General features: G+C 65.4%; 18 protein-coding genes. 9 read left to right on the forward strand and 9 right to left on the reverse strand.

Translation table 11 applies throughout. From position 1 onward, the window contains the following. Window positions 1-27: 27 nt before the first annotated feature. From NCS03_RS17690 to NCS03_RS17715, 6 genes are all read right to left on the reverse strand, one after another. Entirely contained in the window at window positions 28-1,401 is a 1,374-nt protein-coding gene (locus tag NCS03_RS17690) for a beta-barrel domain-containing protein (RefSeq protein WP_008353252.1), read from the reverse strand. Beyond that, a complete protein-coding gene (locus NCS03_RS17695) occupies window positions 1,379-3,904 on the reverse strand; it encodes an FHA domain-containing protein (protein ID WP_250529597.1) in 2,526 nt (841 codons plus the stop codon). The genes NCS03_RS17690 and NCS03_RS17695 overlap by 23 nt, the downstream gene beginning before the upstream one ends. A gap of 251 nt (window positions 3,905-4,155) precedes the next feature. Beyond that, entirely contained in the window at window positions 4,156-5,568 is a 1,413-nt protein-coding gene (locus NCS03_RS17700) for an efflux transporter outer membrane subunit (RefSeq protein ID WP_239294402.1), read from the reverse strand. Between the two features lie 315 nt (window positions 5,569-5,883). Next, entirely contained in the window at window positions 5,884-6,183 is a 300-nt protein-coding gene (locus NCS03_RS17705) for a hypothetical protein (protein ID WP_008353246.1), read from the reverse strand. A gap of 341 nt (window positions 6,184-6,524) precedes the next feature. After that, entirely contained in the window at window positions 6,525-6,983 is a 459-nt protein-coding gene (locus NCS03_RS17710; protein ID WP_372492482.1) for a DUF4399 domain-containing protein, read from the reverse strand. Between the two features lie 27 nt (window positions 6,984-7,010). Continuing rightward, on the reverse strand, window positions 7,011-7,448 hold the full coding sequence (locus NCS03_RS17715; protein WP_033537047.1) for a DUF4399 domain-containing protein: 438 nt from the start codon (window positions 7,446-7,448) through the stop codon (window positions 7,011-7,013). Between the two features lie 318 nt (window positions 7,449-7,766). Here NCS03_RS17715 and NCS03_RS17720 point away from each other — a divergent pair, with 318 nt between their 5' ends. Further along, window positions 7,767-9,698 (forward strand): SUMF1/EgtB/PvdO family nonheme iron enzyme, encoded by a 1,932-nt coding sequence (locus tag NCS03_RS17720; protein WP_250440636.1) that lies wholly within the window; start codon window positions 7,767-7,769, stop codon window positions 9,696-9,698. Between the two features lie 3 nt (window positions 9,699-9,701). Here NCS03_RS17720 and NCS03_RS17725 read toward each other — a convergent pair whose 3' ends face one another. Beyond that, the gene (locus tag NCS03_RS17725) at window positions 9,702-11,543 is read right to left on the reverse strand and encodes a DUF3857 domain-containing transglutaminase family protein (RefSeq protein WP_502801528.1); all 1,842 of its coding nucleotides are present in this window, start codon (window positions 11,541-11,543) and stop codon (window positions 9,702-9,704) included. Window positions 11,544-11,799: 256 nt separating this feature from the next. Between NCS03_RS17725 and NCS03_RS17730 the strand changes: the two genes are divergently transcribed. The 3 genes from NCS03_RS17730 to NCS03_RS17740 are packed head-to-tail and all read left to right on the forward strand — an operon-like array spanning window position 11,800 to window position 15,186. Further along, entirely contained in the window at window positions 11,800-12,954 is a 1,155-nt protein-coding gene (locus NCS03_RS17730; RefSeq protein WP_008353239.1) for an HPP family protein, read from the forward strand. Window positions 12,955-12,973: 19 nt separating this feature from the next. After that, window positions 12,974-13,384 carry a MarR family winged helix-turn-helix transcriptional regulator gene (locus NCS03_RS17735; RefSeq protein ID WP_008353238.1) on the forward strand — a complete coding sequence of 137 codons (411 nt, stop codon included), beginning with the start codon at window positions 12,974-12,976 and terminating at the stop codon, window positions 13,382-13,384. Between the two features lie 17 nt (window positions 13,385-13,401). After that, complete coding sequence (locus NCS03_RS17740; protein WP_175979387.1) at window positions 13,402-15,186, forward strand: chloride channel protein; 1,785 nt, start codon at window positions 13,402-13,404, stop codon at window positions 15,184-15,186. On the opposite strand, the gene NCS03_RS17745 is transcribed toward NCS03_RS17740, so the two are convergent. After that, entirely contained in the window at window positions 15,143-16,408 is a 1,266-nt protein-coding gene (locus tag NCS03_RS17745) for a glycosyltransferase family 9 protein (RefSeq protein ID WP_250529498.1), read from the reverse strand. The two genes, NCS03_RS17740 and NCS03_RS17745, sit on opposite strands and share 44 nt — an antisense overlap. A gap of 279 nt (window positions 16,409-16,687) precedes the next feature. On the opposite strand from NCS03_RS17745, the gene NCS03_RS17750 reads away from it, so the two are divergent. The 5 genes from NCS03_RS17750 to acuI all read left to right on the forward strand — a co-directional run bounded on the left by NCS03_RS17750 (window position 16,688) and on the right by acuI (window position 19,952). Further along, window positions 16,688-17,590 (forward strand): aldo/keto reductase, encoded by a 903-nt coding sequence (locus NCS03_RS17750; protein WP_250529499.1) that lies wholly within the window; start codon window positions 16,688-16,690, stop codon window positions 17,588-17,590. A gap of 10 nt (window positions 17,591-17,600) precedes the next feature. Next, window positions 17,601-18,023 carry a DUF1810 domain-containing protein gene (locus NCS03_RS17755; RefSeq protein ID WP_250529500.1) on the forward strand — a complete coding sequence of 141 codons (423 nt, stop codon included), beginning with the start codon at window positions 17,601-17,603 and terminating at the stop codon, window positions 18,021-18,023. 54 nt (window positions 18,024-18,077) lie between these two features. Continuing rightward, the gene (locus NCS03_RS17760) at window positions 18,078-18,293 is read left to right on the forward strand and encodes a hypervirulence associated TUDOR domain-containing protein (RefSeq protein WP_034471954.1); all 216 of its coding nucleotides are present in this window, start codon (window positions 18,078-18,080) and stop codon (window positions 18,291-18,293) included. 161 nt (window positions 18,294-18,454) lie between these two features. Beyond that, window positions 18,455-18,892, forward strand: coding sequence for a PRC-barrel domain containing protein (locus NCS03_RS17765; RefSeq protein WP_008353227.1), 438 nt, complete (start codon window positions 18,455-18,457; stop codon window positions 18,890-18,892). Between the two features lie 64 nt (window positions 18,893-18,956). Then, window positions 18,957-19,952, forward strand: coding sequence for an acrylyl-CoA reductase (NADPH) (acuI, locus tag NCS03_RS17770; protein ID WP_250529501.1), 996 nt, complete (start codon window positions 18,957-18,959; stop codon window positions 19,950-19,952). 7 nt (window positions 19,953-19,959) lie between these two features. Here the strand turns inward: acuI and NCS03_RS17775 are convergent, their stop codons facing one another. Beyond that, window positions 19,960-21,654 carry a methyl-accepting chemotaxis protein gene (locus tag NCS03_RS17775; protein ID WP_250529502.1) on the reverse strand — a complete coding sequence of 565 codons (1,695 nt, stop codon included), beginning with the start codon at window positions 21,652-21,654 and terminating at the stop codon, window positions 19,960-19,962. Window positions 21,655-21,874 lie beyond the last annotated feature (220 nt).

The raw sequence follows: 21,874 nt of genomic DNA on the forward strand, positions 1-21,874 counted from the left end.
TTGCGGCGCCCGTGTAACCCCCCATATTTATCCCGCTACATTGCGGAACGGATCCAGCCCGAGATCGATGAGGCGCCGCTCGCGCACGACGATCTCAGCGGTCGCCGTCATGCCGTAACGCAGCGGATACTTCGTGTCCGCGATCTGATAGGAATCGCGATCGAGCGTCACGCGTCCTTCGTAGACGGGTTGCTTGCTCGTCGGGCTCGGCTTGGTCGCGGGCGAAATGAACGCGAGCGTGCCCTCGATCACGCCATAGCGCTGATAAGGAAACGCATTGAACTTGAGCTTCACCCGCTGCCCTTCGCGCAGAAACGCGCGGTCGTGCTCGGCGATCTCGATCTTGAGCACCGGCTTCGCATTGGCCGGCGCGATGCCGCCGAGCGGCGTGTTCGCCTGTATCTTGTCGCCGGGCTGCGTCGATGTCACGTCCGTCACCACGCCGGACACCGGCGCGAGAATCAACAGGAAATTGTCCTTGTCGATGTTCTCGAACTTGATGCGCGCGGCCGCATCCGCGACGAGGCGCGCGGTCTGTAGTTGCAAACGCAACTTGTCTTCGGTGCTCGCGACTTCGCGCATCGCGGCTTCGTATTGCAGACGCAGGCTCGTCGCTTCCTGACCGCTCGTTTCCAGTTGACGCTTGGCCTGCGTGAAATCGTGACTCAGACGGAAGTCGAGTTCCGCGAGCCGCGATTGCTCGACGCGATACGCGCCGTCCGCTTCGAGATAGGCATTGCGTTTCTGATCGACCTGCGCTTCCGCAATGCCGCCGCCGCCCGGCAACGCGAGCAGACGCTGAAAGCGGTCGAGTTCGACCTTCGCGGCATCGCGGGCGCGGCGCGCGTTTTCGAGCGTGCTGCGCGCTTCCTGCAACTGCGCCTTCTGACCTTCCGCGAGCTTGCTCGTGCCTTCGGCCACGCGCTGCTGATGTTGGTGCTCTTCCACATCCATCTGATCCTTGAGCGCGGCGATCTTGCGCTCCATCAGCAGCTTCTTTTCGGGGAACTGCTTCCATTCGCGCTCGGCATCGTCGAGCTTGAGCTGCGCTTCGAGCGCATTGGTCGCCGCTTCGATCGCACCGCGCGCATTCAGGCGCGCGACGACATCGTCCTTGCGCACGGGCTGCCCTTCGGCGATATAGAGATCGGCGAGCTCGCCGTCGATCGGCGCATAGAAACGCCGCACTTCCGATTCCGGCGCGAGCGTGCCTTGCGCCGTCACCATCACGTCCGCATGGCCGACGAACGACCACACGAGCGCCGACGCGACGAGCGCCACCATCGCGAAGACAAGGCCCTGCGTGAGCCGCGCGGGTTCCGCCGTGAGAATCGCGATGCCTTCGGCGCCGTGTTCGCCTAGCGCCTCCGACAGCGGCTTAAGGTGTGCGTCTCTCTTCACTGCTCGTGCCTCCGCCGATCAGACTCAGCTTGGTATTGAGAAGCCCCGGTTCGAGCACCATCCGCAGATCCTGCAGCGAACGCCGTTGCAGATCCGCTTCGGTGCTGATCTCATTGGCGAGCGCGGTCCACTTCGCCGTCGCGCTGTCCGCCTTAACCTGCCGGAAAATACGCATGCCGCGCGTGGCCGCGTCTTCCGCGTCGGACAGCAGCCGTGCCTGCGTCCGGAACACATCCGAGACGCCCGATTCGAGCCGCTGCGATCCGCCGATGCCGCCGTTCGTCCGATACTGCTGCCACGACGTTTGCGCCTGCGTCATCAACGCTTGCGCGCGGGCCGTCGCCCTGTCCTTCAACGCGGTGAATTCGGGCGCGACGGCTTTCGCGTAGAACGCGTCGCTCTCGAGATCGAGCGTCTCGTAGAACGACAGCAGCGCGTCTTCGTAGCCCTTCGAGCCGCGCGCCTTTTGCAGCTCGGCGAACTGCGCGGCCACGGCTTTCTTGTGCGCGAGTTCCTTCTGCACGGTCTGCGTCCACGAGCCTTGAGGCAGCTTTTGCAGCGCGTCGATCGCCTGCGCGCTCTGTCCGCGATTCCATGCATCCGCGACGCTCGTGTATTGCGCGAGCACGTCGGGCGGCGGCAACTGGCTCGCGGTCATCTGCCGAAATTTTTCCTGGAACGGCGGCGTCGAGAAATGGGCCTTGCTGACCGAACCCGCGAGCGGCGCGAGGCTCGCACCGTTGATGCTGCGTCGCAAGCCCGCGTAGGCATCGAGATCGGCGCGCACGCGATCGAGACCCGCGAGCCGCGGATACTTGTCCGCATATTCCTTCAACGCCGCGCCGATCGCATCGGGATCGTCCTGGCCGAGATTCTTCGCGATGCTCGCATCGAGCCTCTCGATGGCCGCGAGATACACCGAATCGTCGCTTTGCAGCTTGCGCAGATGACTCAGCGCGAGCGCATACGGATCGCGGAACTCGGGCACATAGCCCGCGATGCGGTCCAGATCGCGCTGATGTCCCGCCGCGTCCGCTTCCCAATGCTTCAGGATTGCGCCGATGCGCGGCTCGTCGCCGTACATGCGGATCGGCGCTTCGGCGCCGCCACGGCTCATCACAAAACTTTCCAGCTTGCCGATCCATTCGAGTTCGTCGATAAGCGAATGCACGTCTGCGTTGTGCTCGCTGAGCGAACGCATCTGCGCGATGATCGCGTCCGCGTTCGCGAAATCGCCCTTTTTCAGTGCAGCAAGCCAGCGCGGCACGTTCGACTTGAGCACGGCCTCGGTGTTCATCGACGTGAACGGCGCGTCCTTCGGATGCGTCTTCAGATAATCGTTCGTGACGGCCGCGGCCTCGGCGTACTCGCCGTGCTCCATCAGCGATTTGGCCTCACGCTCGTTCGAACCGCTATAGAAGAGCGCGGCGCCGACTGCAACGAGCGCCGTCAGCACGCACGCCACGATGATGCGCGTGCGGCGCGCGGCGCGCGCATCGTCGTTCGCGAGCACACGGCGCAACTCCGACACGAAGAGCCCGAACTTGCTGCGCTTCGCGGCGCGCGCGTCCGGGCGCTTTTCCTCGGCGGGTGTCGGCTGCGCCTCTTCGTTGACTTCATCCTCGCGCGCCGCGGCCTGATCGACGCAGAAGATGTCGAGAAACGAATGCGCCGAGCCGACGAAGGTCGTCTTGTCGCTGTCGGATTCGTCGTCGTGCGATGGCGCGGCGACCTGCGCGACGATTTCCGTGAGCGTCGATTCGCTTTCGTCGCCGTGCAGATGCACCACGTACGCGAAGTGCGTTCCGCCGAACGCGACGGTATCGCCGTTCTTCAGTTCGACCGCCGACGCGCCGAGCCGCTCGCCGTTCACGAACGTGCCATTGGTGCTGCCGAGGTCCTCGACGAACGGCGCGCCGCCCTTGATGAACACATGCGCGTGGCGCCGTGACACGTAATTGACCTGATGCGGATACTCATCGCGATAACGCGAAAACGTGTCATCGGTCTTGCTGACGAGAAACGGAAACTGCGCGAGTTCGATCGGCTGAAGACCGAGATCGTCGCGCTGCGGCGTAAGCGTGAGGCCGATTGGTTTCGGCGCATTCGGACGCCGCGCGCGCGGCGCGAACTGCACGCGATACGACAGCTTGCTGCCGAACGAAATGACATCGCCGCTTCGCACGCGCGCGGGCGTCTCGCGCACGGGCGTGCCATTTACGGCCGTGCCGTTCTTGCTGGCGAGATCGGCGATATAGACGAACCCGTGCTCGATGAAGATGCGCGCATGACGGCGCGAGAGCTGCGCCACGGCTTCGGGCGGACTCGTATCGAACGGCGCTTCGGCGCGGCCGATAGCGAAGAGATTTTCGTCGATACGGATCTCCGTGAGTCTCTCCGCCAGCTCGCGCGCAAGCTCGCCATGCGGCGCGGGCTTCAGGACGACGTCGAACGCCTCGCCCACGCTCGGCTGCGGATCCGCCACGGAAAAGCCTTGAGCCATGTCCATGTCACGAGGTACGTCCAGCCGCTGCCGCCGACGCGCCAGAGGATTGCCCGGCAACGTCGGGCGCATGGACAAGTTGGACCGCGCCGTAATCGAAGTCATTTGCAGCCGGCGGCTGTTGAGAGTTTAAGTCACGCATCGTCGTAGTCAATCGTGCTGCACCGCTGCATCACGCCATCCATAAGCGATTCGGCACGATCGTTAGCAATTCATATTATTAATTTGGTGCACATTATTCATGGAGTGCTTCACTTCAATCCGTCCTTGCTTGCGCTTTGCACATCGACGGTCGGCCAGCCGCCGCCGAGCGCCTTATAAAGCGTCACCGTGTCCGACAGAATTTGCTGATGGTTCGCGAGCAGCGCGAGTTGCGCCGCGAGCAGCGTGCGCTCCGTCTCGAACACCTGAAGCTGCGAGATCACGCCCTCTTTCAGTTGCGCGTCGATCTGCGCGGCGACGATCGTCAACTGGTCCACTTCCTGTTGCAGCTCGACGCGCTGCTTCGTATGCGAATCGAGATTGACCAGCGCGTTCTCCACTTCTTCGAACGCGTTCATCACCGTGCTGCGATATTGCTGTTCGGCCACCGTCGTCTGCGCCTCGGTCGTCTTGACGTGAGCGCGCACCGACGGATCTAGAATCGGGATATTGATGCTCGGCACGAAACTCAGCGTGAAGATCTTCAGGAGATCGGTCAGTTGAAAGCTTGCAGTGCCCGCGCGTCCAGTCAGGTTGATGGTCGGCAGTTGCGCGAGCTTCGCCTGGCCGACGAGGTCATACGCTTCGAGCACGCGATATTCGGCCGCGATCAGATCGGGGCGACGCGCGAGCAACTGCGATGGCAATCCCTCCGGCACCGGCGGAATCTGCACGCGCTTTTGCAGCTTGCCGTCGGGCATCCGGAACTCGCCTGCCGGCACGCCCATCAGCGTCGAGAGCGCGTTGTTCGCGAGATCGCGCGAGCGGCGCAACTCCAGCAACTCGCGCGTCAGCCGGTTGAGTTCGGCGCGCTGCGTGAGCACCTGCGTCTTCGGCACGAGGCCGTTCTTCTGCATGCCCTCGAAGATCGTCAGGATCTGCTGGTTGGTCGCGATGGTCTGCTTCTGCTGATCGATCTGATCGTCGAACTGGAGAATCTGGAAGTACGTCGTCGAGACGAGTGCGACGAGTTCGAGATAACCGGCGCGCCAGTCGGCCTCGGTCGCGCGGAATTCGGCTTTCTGCGCCTGCACGCCCTTCTCCACCGAGCCCCAGATATCGATGTCCCAGCTCACCTGCGTCGCCAGGTTGTACTGCTTCGAGAACTGCTGGCCGGTCGTCTTCTCGAAGCTCGCGCCCGCGCCGAGATCCATCGACGGCAACGCGCCCGCGCGCGCCTCGCCGATCTGCGCGCCCGCCACCTGGATGCGCGCGGCCAGCACCTTGATGTCGAAGTTGCCGCTGATGGCCTTTTCAACCAGCGAGTCGAGATACGGGTCGTTGAACTGCTTCCACCAGTCGGGCCGGATCGTGTCGGATGCGGCGACCTTCGCTGCGTCGGTCTTCGTGAAGGCGGTTTTCTCGGGCGTGTCGGGCCGCTGATACGTCGGCGGCGTCACGTCGATGCAGCCCGAAAGCAGCGCGGCTGCAACCAGCCCTAACGATGGCAACAAGGCTCGCACGATCTCGCTCCCGGTGAACGCGCACCGACGGTCAGTTTCATGGGTGAGAAGCACGGCGCCGGCCGTCCGGTCATTCAAGTAAATCACACGGCGCGCCGCGACTCCATACGGGTTAAGTCACGTTGCGCGCGCGTGCTCTTGAGGCACGTCGCGCGTCGTCGTGACGCGGTCCGGCGACGGATGCGACCCGCGCGCGAACCACTACGCCCGATGCTGAGGGCGGTGTTACGGCGAAGCTCCCCGCGCCCCGCCTTTGCTGCGACTACCTCGATGCTTACCGCACCGATATCCGGTTCATTCCTCGCGACGTTTCGCTTATGCGAGATCGCCCGCGATGCCGAAGTTCACGTTGGCGATGTTCTTCGCGCTCTGCGTCGGCGTGACCGTCGACTGCGACTTCAGCGCTTCGGCGAAGGCGATGTTGCTGCCGTTCTGATTGAACGTCGTCTGCGTCTGATTGATGATCTGCTGCGGATTGAACGGCATCGAGAGCGTCGTGCCGTTCATCGAGATGAAGCCGGGAAACAGGACCGCGGAGCCGCCGCGCACCGCCGACATCGCACGCGTGTCGAGATCTTCGGTGACGGGAAGGTCCTTGATGGTCAGCGTCTTCATTTCCGCTCTCCTTGGGTGCGCGTCGCGCATTCGGTGGTGGCTCGGAGCAACTTGTCTGCTCGCCGCCATTCAATGCACAGGCTGTGCCAATCGCGTCATACGTCATGCGTTTTTCTCTGCGCGCCGTGCTGCATATGGGCTGCGCCGATTTACGCTGCATCTGTCCTTCTAAGCCGATGATGCTGCCCGCCCGACACTTCCGATCTTCACTGTCGGTTGCCCGGCGACACCCGTGCGATTTGCAGGGGACGAACGACCCCCTCCGCGATACGCACGCGGATACGAGTTGGATGAAAGCAACCGGGAAAGGCGCCGCTCGATGCATCACGCGGCGCCCGGACTTACTTGACGTAGATCGTGATCTTTCGGGAATAGACGGGCGGGTTATGCGGTATGTGCTTGTCATCGCCCATCAAAAGCTGAAGCGTGTGCTTGCCCGGCGGCAGTTCGATCATCGTTTCGGTTTCGCCGGCGCCGTAGTGCAGATGATTGCGATCCGATGGAATCTCCTGATCCATCGGCGGCAGGTCCACATCGATCAGCAAATGATGATGCCCCGTGTTCGGAAACTTCACGCCGCGCGGCGCGACGCCCATGAAACGCAGCCCGAACCAGACGCGGAACGGCTTGCCCGCGGGCACGGTCTGGCCATCGTTCGGAAAGCCGATGTACGCATACGCGTTGGCCGGCGCGGGCGTCGTCCCGGCGAGTGCATGAGGCGCGGCGAACGCCGTCGCGAGCGTGGCGGCGACGAGGAGCGAACGCGGCAGCGCGAGCGCATCAGCGGATCGTTTTTTCATGTCATGTGCCCTCGGCAAGTGCACAGCTCATTTCACGATGATCGTGATCTTCTTCGAATACACCGGCGGGTCGTGCGGAACGTGGTTGTAGTCGCCCATCAGCAACTGCAAGGTGTGCTTGCCCGGCGGCAATTCGAGGCGAGCATCGGTTTCGCCCGCGCCGTAATGCAGGTGATTGCGATCGGACGGGATCTCCTGATCGAGCGGCGGCAGATCGGTATCGACGAGCAGATGGTGATGCCCCACGTTCGGCAGATCGACGCCCTTCGGACATACGCCCATGTTGCGCAAGCCCATGCGCACCCATAGCTTGCCGCCCGTGATCACGGCCCCGTCCGGCGGCCAGATGATGTAGGCCTCGGCGTTCGGCGGCGCGGGCGTGCGGGCACGCGCGGCGGAAAACGACGAATCGGCGGCCAATGCGGCCAGGGAAGCCAGCGCGCCAAGCACGGTTCTTCTCAGCATGTTATGCACGCCTCTCTCGTTGAAAGGCCTCGCGGATGGGCCAGGGAAATCGCTCCGGGCACGGACGAACGCTCGTGCTCGAGCGCGATGCGGATTACCTGATGCTGCGTCGCTGGTTTTTAGATTAGGACGTAACGTTTAAAAAAGATACGGTCACGCGGGGGGCTTGATTAACCTCATGACGGATACCTCCTTTCAGGGGATTAAGCGGCGTCTGAGCGCGTGCTATCGTTGTTGATGCCGTACCCGAAGCGTTGGCACCGCACGCGAATGCAGTGCGATGCCCTCCACTCAAAGCCGGACGGACAGGGTGTGAACATGTGGCGAACTCTTCTTATCGCGAGCGTTGTCCTGACGATCGGCCAGACGCTCGTATCAGCGAACGCGGCATCGGTCACAGCGCCGCCCTCTTCCCCGATCTCGACGATCGCACACGCGCCCCGTCATCTCGCGCTCGTGATCGGCAATGCCGACTATCTCGATCGGCCGCTCGCGAGCGCATCGCGCGATGCCGACGACATGAGCATCGCCCTGAACGCGCTCGGTTTCGACGTCACGCGCCGCACGAATCTCGACGAAGCCGCGATGCGCCAGGCACTCGATGCGTTCGCCGCGCGCCTCGGCCCCGACGATACGGCGCTCGTCTATTTCGCCGGCCACGGATTGCAGGCGGGCGGCGATGCGTTGCTCGTGCCGCTCGACGCGCGCGAGCAACGCCCCGCGACGCTCGTGCGCGATGCGATTTCCGCGCGGGACATCGTCGAGCGCATTACGCGGGCGCGGCCGGACGCGGCGAACATCGTCGTGCTCGACATGTGTCTCACCGATCCCTTCGAGACAACGCGCGCGCGCACGTGGACGCTGCCGCCGCGCACGCTCGTCGCGTATGCGGCTGCGCCGGGCGATGCCGCATCCGAAGACGCGCGCAACGGGCGCTATACCGCGGCGTTGCTGCACGCGTTGGGCGCGCGGTCATCGGTGACGCCGGCGGCGTTCGCTGCGGCGGCATCGGATGTCGCGCGGGCATCGCATGGCGCGCAGCGGCCGTGGATCGCGTCCACGCTCGATGACGGCTTCGCCATCGCCGATACGACGTCGAACATGCGTATAGCGGACGCGACCGCCATCGTGCCTGCCGAATCCGCCAGCATCGTCCGCACGCGCGGCATTCTGCCGAAAGACAGCAACGAGCAGTACGAACTGACGTTCTGGGATTCGATCAAGGACAGCACCTATCCGAGCGATTACGAAGCCTATTTGAAGGCTTATCCGAACGGCCGATTCGCGGCGCTCGCGAAGGCGCGCATCGAGCGTTTGCGCGCAGCCGGAAATGCAAAGCCCGCCGCTTCCGCGCCACCTGCCGCGACCGCCGCACCGGCCGCACCCGCACCCGCGCCGAAGCCGACGCCCGCGCCGTCCGCGCCGGCTACCGCTGCCGCGCCTGAAAAACCGCGCCCGAGCACGGCGGCAGCGCCTGCCGCGCCGCCCGCCGCCGTGACCACCAAACCGGCCGCCAAGACGGCGAGCGGCGGCGAGATCAAGGATTGCCCGGCGTGCCCTGTGCTGATCCCGATCGCCGCGGGCAGCTTCACGATGGGCAGCAACAACGACGATCCCGCCGAGAAGCCGCCGCATCGCGTGTCGGTCGGGCGTGCGTTCGCCATCGGCAAATACGAAGTCACCGTCGAGCAATGGAACGCCTGCGCCGATGCGGGCGCATGCACGCGCGTCGCGCCCGAAGGCGAATCGACGCCGCCCGGCAACGCGCCGATGCGCAACGTGAGCTGGGACGACGCGCAGGTCTACGTCAAATGGCTGAGCAAGGTGGGCGGCAAGCCGTATCGCTTGCCGACGGAAGCGGAATGGGAATACGCCGCGCGCGGCGGCACGCAATCGACGTACTGGTGGGGCGATCAGATGAAAAAAGGCACCGCCGACTGCAAGGATTGCGGCGATCCGTACAAGCCCGAAGCGCCGACGCCGGTCGGATCGTTCGCCGCGAACCCGTACGGCCTCTACGACATGAACGGCAGCGTCTGGGAATGGGTCGCCGACTGCTGGCACAGTTCCTACAAGAACGCGCCCGCCGATGGCCGCGCCTGGGACGATCCGTCGTGCAGCGTGCGCGTGATTCGCGGCGGCTCGTGGCGCGAAGGCGCGGCCTACATGCAGTCGGCGACGCGCTTCAAGTACAGCTCGAGCGTGCGGCAATCGCAGAACGGCTTTCGCGTCGCGCGGGACATGGAGTGAGGTCTATCCGCCCAGCGCTTTCAGGATGATCTGCGCCTGCGTGTCCCGCTCGATTTTCTTGAGCAGCGGCAGCGCCGCCCGAAAATCGTCGGGCGTGCAGACTTGCTTGCCGAAGCGGGCGTCGAGCGTGCGCGATATCTGGATCACGTTGGTCGACGGATCGAACACATAGCGCGCGCGATAACGAAAAACATCGCTTGTCAGATCGAGATCGTCGGGCACTTCGGCGACGTGCGTCGTCTTCGGCAGCGTGATCTGCGCGGTTTCGTCGAACGTGCCGCCGATGCACAGATACGGCTGCGTGCGCGTGCGCTCGGCGAGCCAGTTGCGCACCGCGGTCGCGATGCCGCCCGACAGGCTCGACAGCGCGGGCAATGCCGTCGTGCCCGTCGGCCAGACGATGTCGTCGAGCGTGCCGCGCAGCGTCGTCGCGAACGGGCCGCCGGTTGCATCGACGTCGCTCGTCGTCAACGCCCCCGCGCCGCGCAGATTCGTGTAACGGAGCCGGTCCGCCGCGATCTGGTCGCGCCGTTGCGCATTCGCGAGACGCAGGTTGATCCGCTCGATTTCCGCGCTCCATCCCGCGTCCTCGACCCAGTAGGCGAAGTTCGCCTCGCCCTTGTCCGCGACCTCGATCTGCAGCCGTGCCGTGCGCGCGAGCGGCTGCGTCGCGGGCGTGCGGGCCAGCGCGCCGGTATTCACGAGCAGCGCGGGCCGGTCCATGTCGGCGAGCGGCAGAAAGCCGAATTCGACGCTCGCCGCCGTGCTGTCCGCGAACACGTTCAGATCCGGCAGCCAGGTGACGATGTGGTTGATCGCGCCCGATCCGTAACCGGGCACCGACGGCAGCGTATAGACCGAACCGAGCCCGATGAGCGCGGGCTCGTTGCGAATGCCGACGGCATCGAGCAGCGCGCCGTAGAGCGCGACGTGATCCTTGCAATCGCCGTAGCGATTCGCGAGCACGTCCGTCACGCGATGCGGCACGGCCGGACTCTGCCCGATGAACATCGCGACGTAGCGGATATGGTGACGCACCCAGTCGTAGAGCGTTTTGGCTTTGGCGCGGTCGTCGGCGGCGTTTTGCGTGAGCGATTGCGCGAGCGCGCGGATCGCGGGATCGGTCGCGCCCGGATCGGCGGCGGCGTCGCGGTAGGCCTTCGCGAAGCTCGCGTAATCGGGAAAGGTCGTGACCATCAGCCGATCGCCGTATTGCGCATAGCCCACGGAGCCGCTTTCGATGCGCGCGAAACGATCGTGCCGGTACGTGAACGCGTAACGCGTGCGCCCGTTCGCCGTGACGGGCGGCTCGGCGACATAGCCGCGCGCATCGGCATAAAGCGGCTTGTCGGCGGGCAGATCGAAGACGAGCGTCTGCTGCACGACGGGCCGCTGCCCCGGATCGACGTAATAGTTGAATTGCCCGGGAATGACCGCCGCCGCCTGGCTCTTGCGAAAACGCAGATGCACGGTCGAGCCGATGCCCATCGCCGGAAAGATCACCGCGCGCAGTTTCGCGTCCTGAAACGTCGGCGCGCCCGCCGAGCGCGGCTCCTGAACGTCGCGGATCTGATCCGGCGAGACGTCGTGGCGCGCGCCGCTCGCATCGATCGAATAGGCCTCGACGATCTCCACCTTCGACACGCTCTTGTCATACCAGACGTAGCGCTGCGCGATTTCGTCGACGCCCGCCGACGTGTTCGCGCGCAGCACGGTGATGTCGTCTTCGGTGAGCGAGCCGTCGCTCGCGACGACGAACTCGTGAACGTCGCTGACGATCGTCGACGGGTCTTCGTCCGCCGCGACCGCCGCGCACGGCCACGCGCACGCGATGTAGCACGCCATCCGGGAAATGTTGCGACGTGCCATGTCGAAGTGTCCGCGCCGCGCAAGGGAAAACTCATCGTACAGGAGGACATGGCGGCCGCGCACGCCCGTTCAACCGGATCAAAAGTGCGACGAATCCTGGGACGAATCGAAGCGCGCGACAATTTGTATCATATTGCGATACAATTTCACGATTGTCGCACGCTTGCTTTTCGCGCCCTCGATCCGGCCAGCCAGTGTGACCTTCCACTGACTCTTCCCGGAACGCTGAAAAGTGACGCGTATCGCATTGCTTCGCTGGCTCCAAGGCTTTCTTCCCGCTCCGGTCACGCTGCGCTGGACCGAGCGATTGCGCGCGGGGCTCGGCGCGCTGATCGGCATTGCGCTGACGGGCGGGCTGGCGCATCTGCTGATCGGCGATGCATCCGCGATTCCGTATCTCATCGCGCCGATGGGCGCGTCCGCCGTGCTGCTCTTCGCCGTGCCCGCGAGTCCGCTCGCGCAGCCGTGGTCGATCATCGGCGGGAACATCGTGTCGGCGACGGTCGGCGTCAGCTGCGCGATGTTCGTTCACGATCCCGTCGACGCTGCCGCGCTCGCCATCTGTCTCGCGATCTGCGCGATGTTCGCGCTGCGCTGCGTGCATCCGCCTTCGGGCGCGGTCGCGCTGACCGCCGTGCTCGGCGGGCCGTCGATTCACGCGCTCGGCTATGGCTTCGTGTTCGCGCCGGTGGCGATCCAGTCGGCGGCGCTGCTCGTGTCGGCGATCGCATTTCACGCGCTCACCGGGCATCGCTATCCGCACGGCCACGCCGCGCCGAAACCCGCGGTCGCGCCGCCCGGCGCCGACTCGTTCACGCGCGCCGACCTGCAGGCCGTGCTGTCGCGCCGCAGCGAATTGCTCGACGTCGATCCGGACGATCTCGAAGCGCTGCTTCGCGAAGCGCAGTTGCAGGCCTACGCGCGCCGGTTCACGGAGTTCACGTGCGCCGACATCATGTCGCGCGCGATCGTCTCCGTCACGCCCGAGACGAGCGCGCAGGCGGCGCTCGCGCTCATCGACAGGCATCAGGTGAAGGCGCTGCCGGTGATCGACGCGACGCGCCGCGTGTGCGGCATCGTCACGCGCGCGGACCTGGCGCCGGTGCGCCGCGACGGCATCGGGCAACGCGCGCAGCAGGCGATCGAGCGGCTGATGCGCGGCCCGTCGACGACGCCGCCGCTCGTCGCCTCGCTGATGACAACCGACGTCTGCACCGTGAAGACGAGCACCGCCATCGCCGATCTGGTGCCGATGTTCGCGCACTTGGGGCATCACCACATTCCGGTGGTCGGCGCGCACGATCAGCTCGCGGGCATGATCACCGAAGCCGATCTGATCTCCGGCCTCTATCGACAATCGTTCGCGGGCGAGCGCAAGACCGCCTGAGCGCGTCCACTGAAATCCGATGAACACTCCGCGCAAACTCGACAAGCCGGACTTCGAGCAACTGTCCGAATTCCGCTATCAGATGCGGCGCTTCGAGCGCTTCTCCGAGCAGGCCGCGCAGAACGAAGGCATCACGCCGCTGCAATATCTGCTGCTCCTGCACATCAAGGGCTATCCGGGGCGCGAATGGGCAACGGTCGGCGAACTCGCGGAGCGGCTGCAATCGCATCATCACGGCGTGGTGGCGCTCGTCACGCGCTGCGAGGCGGCCGGGCTCGTGCGACGCGCGCAGAGCGAAGAGGATCGCCGTCAGGTGCGAGTGCATCTCGAAGCGCGCGGCGAAGAAGTGCTCACGCGCCTCGCCGCGCTGCATCGCGCGGAGATCAAGTCTCTCGATGGCGCGTTCCGCGTGCCGCAGATCGATTTCTGAATTCCTGGAGCGCCTTCATGGACCATCACAAACGTGACTTTTCGGTCAACGACCGGCTGCTGAAGATATGCGGACTCGCCGCCGTCATCGGCGGCATCGCCACGCTCGCGGCCGTCGTGCTCCTTGCGCTCATCCATCTGTTCACGAACCTGTTTTTCTTCGGCACGCTTTCGCTCGAGGACAACTCGCCCGCGCTCAATACGCTCGGGCCGTGGGTGATCGGCATTCCGGTGATCGGCGGACTGATCGTCGGCATGATGGCGCGCTTCGGCTCGGACAAGATTCGCGGACACGGCATTCCGGAGGCGATCGAGGCGATCCTGTTCGGCAAGAGCCGCATGTCGCCGAAGGTGGCGATCCTGAAGCCGCTGTCGTCGGGGATCGTGATCGGCAGCGGCGGGCCGTTCGGCGCGGAAGGCCCGATCATCATGACGGGCGGCGCGCTCGGCTCGCTGATCGCGCAATGCATCGACGTGACCGCCGCGGAGCGCAAGACGCTCCTGGTCGCGGGCGCGGCGGCGGGCATGACGGCCGTGTTCGGCACGCCGGTCGCGGCGGTGCTGCTCGCGGTCGAACTGCTGCTGTTCGAATGGCGGCCGCGCAGCTTTCTGCCGGTCGCGCTCGCTTGCGCGGTCGCGGGCTTCGCGCGCGCGGCGGTGTTCGGTACGGGCGCGCTCTTTCCGCTCGAAACGCCGCCGCCGCACATGATTTCGCTGCTTTCGTGCCTCGTGGCCGGGCTGTTGTCGGGCGCGCTGGCGTCGGGGCTGTCGGCTGCGCTCTACAAGCTCGAAGACCTGTTCCACAAGCTGCCGATTCACTGGATGTGGTGGCCGGCGCTCGGCGCGGTGATCGTCGGTATCGGCGGATATCTCGAGCCGCGCGCGCTCGGCGTGGGCTACGACGTGATCGGCGATCTGCTGCATCAGCACATCGCGATTCAGGTGGCGCTGTCGATTCTCGCCGTGAAGGCGATCATCTGGGTCGTCGCGCTGGCTTCGGGCACCTCGGGCGGCGTGCTCGCGCCGCTATTGATGCTCGGCGCGGGCCTCGGCACCGCGCTCGGCGCGATCCTGCCCGGCCACGACACTGCGCTCTGGCCGCTCGTGTGCATGGCCGCGACGCTCGGCGCGACGCTGGGCGCGCCGCTCACCGCGATCGTCTTCGCCTTCGGCCTCACGCACGATGCGAACGCGCTCCTGCCGCTGCTCGCCGCGACGCTCGTCGCGCACGGCTTCGCGACCGTCGTCATGAAGCGCTCGATCATGACCGAGAAGATCGCGCGGCGCGGTTATCACATCTATCGCGAATACGGCGTGGATCCGCTGGAGCGCCATCACGTCGATGAAGTCATGACGCGCGACGTGCTGACGATCGACGCCGCCACGCCGCTTTCCGACGTGCTCGCGAAGCATTTCGGGCCGCAACAGGTGCATCGGGCGTATCCGGTGGTGCGCGAAGGCGTGCTCGTCGGCATGCTGGACCGGGCGTCGCTCGCGACGTTGATCGGGGCGTCGCCGGTGGCGCAGTCGGGCGTCAGCATCGGCGATGCCTTGCAGCGCATGGAGCACGGCGCGCCGGCGTTCGCGCTGCCGGGCGAGCCGTGCCGCCTTGCCGCGACGCGTCTCGCCGTGCATGAACTGGAGCGCCTGCCGGTGGTCGCGGACGAGGCGTCGCGGCGGCTCGTCGGCATCGTGTCGCGCAGCGATCTCGTGAAGCCCGCACGCGCGCACTTCGACGAGGAACATCGGCGCGAGCGCTTCAGGGGCTTTCGGCGGACGGCGCCGGCGCTGAAGAAGCACTGAAGGATGCGAGGTCGGCGCAGAGATCGGCGAGCGGCTGCGTCCAGTCGCCCAGTTCGGTCTGACGATAGAGCCGCATCGACGGATACCACGGCGTGAAGCGCTGACAGTCGAGCCAGCGGCTGTCGCAGGCCCGCGACAGCAACACCCGCACCGGCCGATTCAGCGCGCCGGCGAGATGCCCCGTGCCTGTATCGATGGTGACGAGCAGATCGAGCTTCTCCAGCACGCGGGCCGTGTCGCCGAAGGTCGAGAGATGCGGCGCGATATCGGTCACGCCGTGGCGGTTCATGATCGCGCGTTCGTCGTCGCCGAGTTCGCCGACTTGCAGCGAACAGAACTGACAAGCCTGATTCGTCAGCAAGGATTCGAGCCGCTGAAGCGGCATCGAACGATACGGTTCGTGCCGCACGCCACTCGCGCTTCTCCAGATCAGGCCGATTTTCGGGCGCGTCGTTTCGACGTTCAACAGCGCATTGGCGTCATCGGACAAACGCTTGGCCGGATCGATGGCGATGCGCGCGGCGGGATTTTCCATCGGAAAGTATGGCGAGCGTTGATAGCGCGCGTAGAGACTGAAACCGAAGGTCACGCGATCGCAGCACGCGAGTTCGGCCGCGCGCTGCTCTTGCGTCGCCATCGACAGCTTGACCTGCTCGCTCTGTCGGAAGACTTCCTCCCAACCCGAAAATTGCTCGGAGACGATCATGCTCGCCCCTTCGCGCAGCAGCGCGTCGATGTAGCGCGAGAACTGCACGAAATCGCCGAAGCCGCCCTCCGCGGAAATGAAAATTCGCTTGCCCGCGACGGACTCGTCCATGCCGAGCAGCTTGTCCGGGAGCGCGCCGGCCCAATCGGGATCGGATTCGAGAACGAGTTGATGAAAGACTTCGGCATACGATCTGCCGCGGATCGTGCGATAGCGTTCGTTCGCCTCGTGAAACTTGCCGAGGGCGAACTGCACCATGCATAGCTCTTCGGTCAGCGCGTATCGATTGGCCTGCGAAAGCGGCTCTTCGAGTCCGAGCTTCAGGAATTCCTCGGCTTGCGCGTGCATCCCGAGAAAGCTGAGGTCGACGCCGAGTTGGGCAAGCCAGCAATCCGGGTTCGCCGACGCGGCGAGTTGCGCGGCGAGCGCACAGGCTTCGGCGGCGCGTCCTGCTGCTCGCAAAGTGCGGATGAGGTCGAGCGGCGCCATGTCTCGTATGTTGTCGATATCGGCCATGCTGATTTTTTGTAGGAAGGCTGCGGGCGGGAGGCGGTATGTTAGTTCCCCGATGCATCACGAGCGCAAAAAAGCGTCAATCCAAGGTAGATGTATCGGCCCAATGGGGGAAGGCACTTTGCGTCAAAAGGCGTTTCGGGGAGAGAAAGAATCGTGGGTGGCACTGGGCTGTGCCGATGAAAGCATCGGCGTCGGATTGCGCGTTCGCTGACGAACGTTCGAAACGGATCGCCCGATGTTCTCTACTATGCAAACTCTACCGCTGACATCGCCCGGCCCATGCCCAACCGCCGCGCTTTCCTCCGCCTCACCGCCGCCGCGCTCGCCACGCAGGCATTCGACACGGCACAGGCAGCCCAACCCATGCACACCCGCCCGATCCCGTCGACGAAAGAGCCTTTGCCCGTCATCGGCTGCGGCACCTGGCGCACCTTCGACGCCGGCGACGACCCCGCCCGCCGCCGCGAGCTCGCCGAGGTCCTGCGCGCGCTTTTCGCCGCGGGCGGCTCGGTAATCGATTCATCGCCGATGTACGGCTCCTCCGAAGCCGTCGCGGGCGCGCTGCTCGCGCAATCGCATACGCGCGACAAAGCGTTCATCGCGACGAAAGTCTGGACCGACGGACGCGAGGCCGGCATCGCGCAGATGGAGCAATCGCTGCGCTTGTGGCAGACCGATCGCGTCGATCTCATGCAGATCCACAATCTGCTCGACTGGCGCACGCATCTCGCCACGCTGCGCGACTGGAAAGCCGCCGGCAAGGTCCGCTACATCGGCGTCACGCATTACACGTCGAGCGCGTTTGCGCAGGTCGAGGCGGTGCTGCGCTCGGAGCGCATCGATTTCGTGCAGATCAACTACGCCGCCAACGACCGCGATGCCGAAGCGCGCCTTCTGCCGCTCGCCGCCGAGCGCGGCGTCGCGGTCATCGTGAATCAGCCGTTCGGCGGCGGATCGCTGCTCGCGGGCCTGCGCAACCGGCCGCTGCCGGATGTCGCGCAGGAAATCGGCTGCACGTCGTGGGCACAGCTCCTGCTGAAGTTCGTGCTGGGCAACCCGGCCGTGACCTGCGTGATCCCCGGCACCGGACGCCGCGAATACATGATCGATAACGCGCGCGCGGGCATCGGCAACTATCCCGATGAAGCGATGCGAAAGCGCATCGCCGATGCGGTCGCGTAAGGAGATGAGCATGAGCGATCCGTACGACCTGCAGCGTTTCGTCGACGCACAGGAAAGCGTCATCGACGACGTGCGCGCCGAGCTTTGCGCCGGCCACAAGCGCACGCACTGGATGTGGTTCGTGTTCCCTCAGATCGTCGGCCTCGGGCACAGCGCAATGGCGCAGCACTACGCGATTTCGTCGCGCGACGAAGCCCGCGCCTATCTCGCGCATCCCGTGCTGGGCGCGCGGCTCGTCGAGCTGACGCGCATCGTCAACGGGCTGCAGGGACGCACTGCCGGGCAGATTTTCGGCTATCCGGACGACATGAAATTCCATTCGTCGATGACCCTTTTCGCGCACACCGCCGACGATCCCGCCGTCTTCGAAGAAGCGCTGCGCCGATATTTCGACGGCCAGCCCGACGAGGCGACGCTTTCCCGCCTGACATGACGGGCATGGCCGTTGCGCTTCGGGAAACGTCCACTTTTTCCGGGAGCGCAAGCCATGGGCCAATCCTTCAAGCTGCACGATCACGTCCGCTGGAATACGCCGCAAGGCGAAACGACGGGCCGCATCGTGCGCATCGTCACCGAGCGCACGACGCTCGACGGCCACACGGTCAACGCATCGCACGACGATCCGCATTTCGAAGTCGAAAGCGACAAGAGCGGCAAGCGCGCCGTTCACAAAGGCGACGCGCTCAAGCGGATCTCGCATTGACCGCGCGCACCGCACGTTCGCACTATTGCAGTGCGCGCGACGCCACCTGACACCGTTCCTGCAGAAACCACGATAAACGTTCAAACTTCTACCGCGCTGGAAGCTTGAATCGCGCATTTCAATTGAACCGGATTGCCCCAATCCTTTGAGGAATCGAACCAATGAAATCGAAACTCGTGGCACTGCTCGTTGCATCGTCGGCACTTGGCCTGACTTCCACGGCATCGTTCGCCCAAGTCGCAGGCACGCAGCCGCTCGGCGTATCCGTCGAAGTATCGACCGCCATCATCGATGGCTGGAGCATCAAGAAATCCGTGTTGAACAAGCCGGTCGTCAACGAACAGGGACAACGCGTCGGCGTCATCAACGACATCATCGTCGCGCCCGACAAGTCCGTTTCGTTCGCGATCATCGCCGCTAACAAGTTCCTCGGCGTGGCGCGTCACGACGTCGCGATTCCGATCGAGCAACTGGACGTGAAAAACGGCCAGTTCGTGCTCGCGGGCGCGACCAAGGAGGCGATCAAGGCGCTGCCCGAGTTCCAGTACAACAAGGTGAAGGCGACGCCGATTCCGCGCGCGCAATTCGAGCATCATTGATTCGCCGTAGTGCCTGACGGGGCGGCCGCGCGCCGCCTCGCCCGAACTCAACCGGAGCCAGCCGATGTTCAAAGCCCTCATCCTCGACAAACAGGACGACCGCACGGTCGCGTCCATTCAGTCGATCGACGAAGCCCGACTCGCTTCATCCGGCGATGGCGGCGACGTGCTCGTGCGCGTCGACTTCTCCACGCTCAACTACAAGGACGGACTCGCGATCACCGGCAAGGCGCCCGTCGTACGCACCTGGCCGATGGTGCCGGGCATCGACTTCGCGGGTGTCGTCGAGACGAGTTCGCATCCGAATTACAAGCCCGGCGACAAAGTCGTGATGAACGGCTGGGGCGCCGGCGAAACGCATTGGGGCGGGCTCGCGCAGAAGGCGCGCGTGAGCGCCGCTCATCTGATCGGGCTGCCCGCGAACATCACGACGCGCCAGGCGATGGCCGTCGGCACCGCGGGCTATACCGCGATGCTTTGCGTGCAGGCGCTGGAAAAGCACGGCATCGGCGCACAGGACGGCGACGTGCTCGTGACGGGCGCGAACGGCGGCGTCGGCAGCTTCGCGGTCGCGATTCTGGCAAAGCGCGGCTATCGCGTGATCGCGTCGACGGGCCGTCCCGAGGAAGCCGCGCGGCTGCGCGAACTGGGCGCGGCGGATATCGTCGAGCGCGCGACGCTTTCCGAGCCGGGCAAGCCGCTGCAGAAAGAGCGCTGGGCGGCGGCCGTCGATTGCGTCGGCAGTCACACGCTCGCGAACATCTGCGCGAGCCTGCGCTATGGCGGCGCAGTCGCCGCGTGCGGCCTCGCGCAAGGCATGGATCTGCCGGCGTCGGTCGCGCCGTTCATCCTGCGCGGCGTCGCGCTGCTCGGCGTGGACAGCGTCTACGTGCCGCGCGAGCGGCGCATCGCGGCGTGGCGGGCAATCGCCGATGAAGTGCCGGTCGCGACCATCGAAAGCGTCGCGACGACGATCCCGCTCGCCGATGCGCCCGACGTCGCCGCGCGTCTGCTGCGCGGCGAGGTGAAGGGGCGCGTGATCGTCGACGTGAACGCCTGAAGCGGCGTCAGAACGTGCTCCAGCCGTCGGCGGTGGCGGGCTGCGCCACGGCCGCTTGAGCGACGCGCGGCGCGGGTTTCGCAACCGGCGTGCGCGGCGCGTGCGCCACGCGCGGCGCGGCCTGCGTGATCGCAGCCGCCGCGCCTTCCACCGTGAAGAACGCGACCGCCTCGTTGAGCCTGCGCCCCTGCTCTTCGAGCGACGTCGCGGCGGCGGCGGCTTCTTCGACGAGCGCGGCGTTCTGCTGCGTGACCTCGTCCATCTGCGTGATCGCGAGATTCACCTGCTCGATGCCGCGCCCCTGCTCCGCGGACGCCGCCGCGATCTCCTGCATGATGTCCGTCACGCGCGCGACGGCCTGCGTCACTTCGGCCATCGTCGTGCCCGCTTCGCTTGCCAGCAGCGAGCCGTCGCGCACCTTGCCCACCGAATCGGCGATCAGTTCCTTGATTTCCTTCGCCGCCGTCGACGAACGCTGCGCGAGGCTGCGCACTTCGCTCGCGACGACCGCGAAACCGCGGCCCTGCTCGCCCGCGCGCGCCGCTTCCACGGCCGCGTTGAGCGCGAGAATGTTGGTCTGGAACGCGATGCCCTCGATGATGCCCGTGATATCCGCGATCCTGTCCGAGCTGTCGCTGATGCCGTTCATCGTGTTCACGACTCGGCCGACGACATCGCTGCCCTTCTTCGCGATATCCGACGCGTTCGATGCAAGCGAACTCGCCTGCTGCGCGTTCTCGGCGTTCTGACGCACCGTCGACGTGAGCTCTTCCATGCTCGCCGCCGTCTCCTGCAGGGAAGCGGCCTGCTCTTCGGTGCGCTGGCTCAGATCGGTATTGCCGGTCGCGAGCTCCTTTGCCGCGCCGCCGACCGCGCCGCTGCTTTCGCGCACGCGGCTCACGATGTCGGTGAGGCGCGCGTTCATCGTGGCGAGCGCGCGCAGCAAATCGCCCGTTTCGTCCTTCGTATTCGCGACGATGCGGCTCGTCAGATCGCCGCGCGCCACCGTCTGCGCGATGCCGACCGCCTCGCCGATCGGCGCCGTGATCGAGCGCGTGACCAGCACGCCGCCGATCACCGCGAAGAGCGCCGCCACCACGCATAGCGCGATCAGCACGTTGCGCTGCGTCCGATAGCTCGCCTGATCCGCGCGCACGATTTCCTCGCGGCGCGTCGCGGTGTAGGCCGCGTAGTCGTCGGTGGCCTTGACGAGTTGCGCGAGCAGCGGACGGCACTCGTCGTCGAGCGCCGTCACCGCTTCCTCGTGCTTGCCCGCGAGCGCCAGCCCGGCGATCTTCGTCGCGACGGGACCGTACAGCGCCTCCACGCGCATCATTTCGGCGGCAAGACTCTTCGCCTTGTCGCTCGTATCGCTCGCGCTGGCGAGCATGTCGTTGAGTTGCTTCAGGCGCGCCTGCACGTCCTCGTGGGCGCGCGTGGCTTCGGCTTGCTCGAGTTCGATATCGGACGGTTTCGTGACGAGCACGAGATTACGCGCGGCGATCGCGCGGCGGTCGACGGCCGTGCGAATCTGACCGGCGACATCGGCGCGCGCGTTGATGCCGTTGACATAGTCCGCGAAGCCGTCCGTCGCGACGGACAGCGCGCGCAGCGACATGCCTGCCACCAGCACGACCAGCACCGCCAGAATGCCGAAGCCAGCGATCAGCCTGTTCTTGATCGTGATGTTCTTGAGGTTCATTTTCAGGGTTCTCTCAGGGTCCGTTCGGGGGACATACGGCGTCCGTGTGATCGCTTCGCGCGGCATACTGCTACGCGAGCGAACGATCGAGCGCAAAAGATGCGCGACGCTCTAAAGCTGATTACGGCTCACGATTTTTGGACTGAAGGGAAAAGATGCAAATAGTCTGCACTTTGTCCACGACGTTCGGTAATACCGTTACCATACAGATGCGCGAAGT

This window comes from Caballeronia sp. ATUFL_F1_KS4A (assembly GCF_023630905.1).
Lineage (GTDB): Bacteria > Pseudomonadota > Gammaproteobacteria > Burkholderiales > Burkholderiaceae > Caballeronia > Caballeronia zhejiangensis.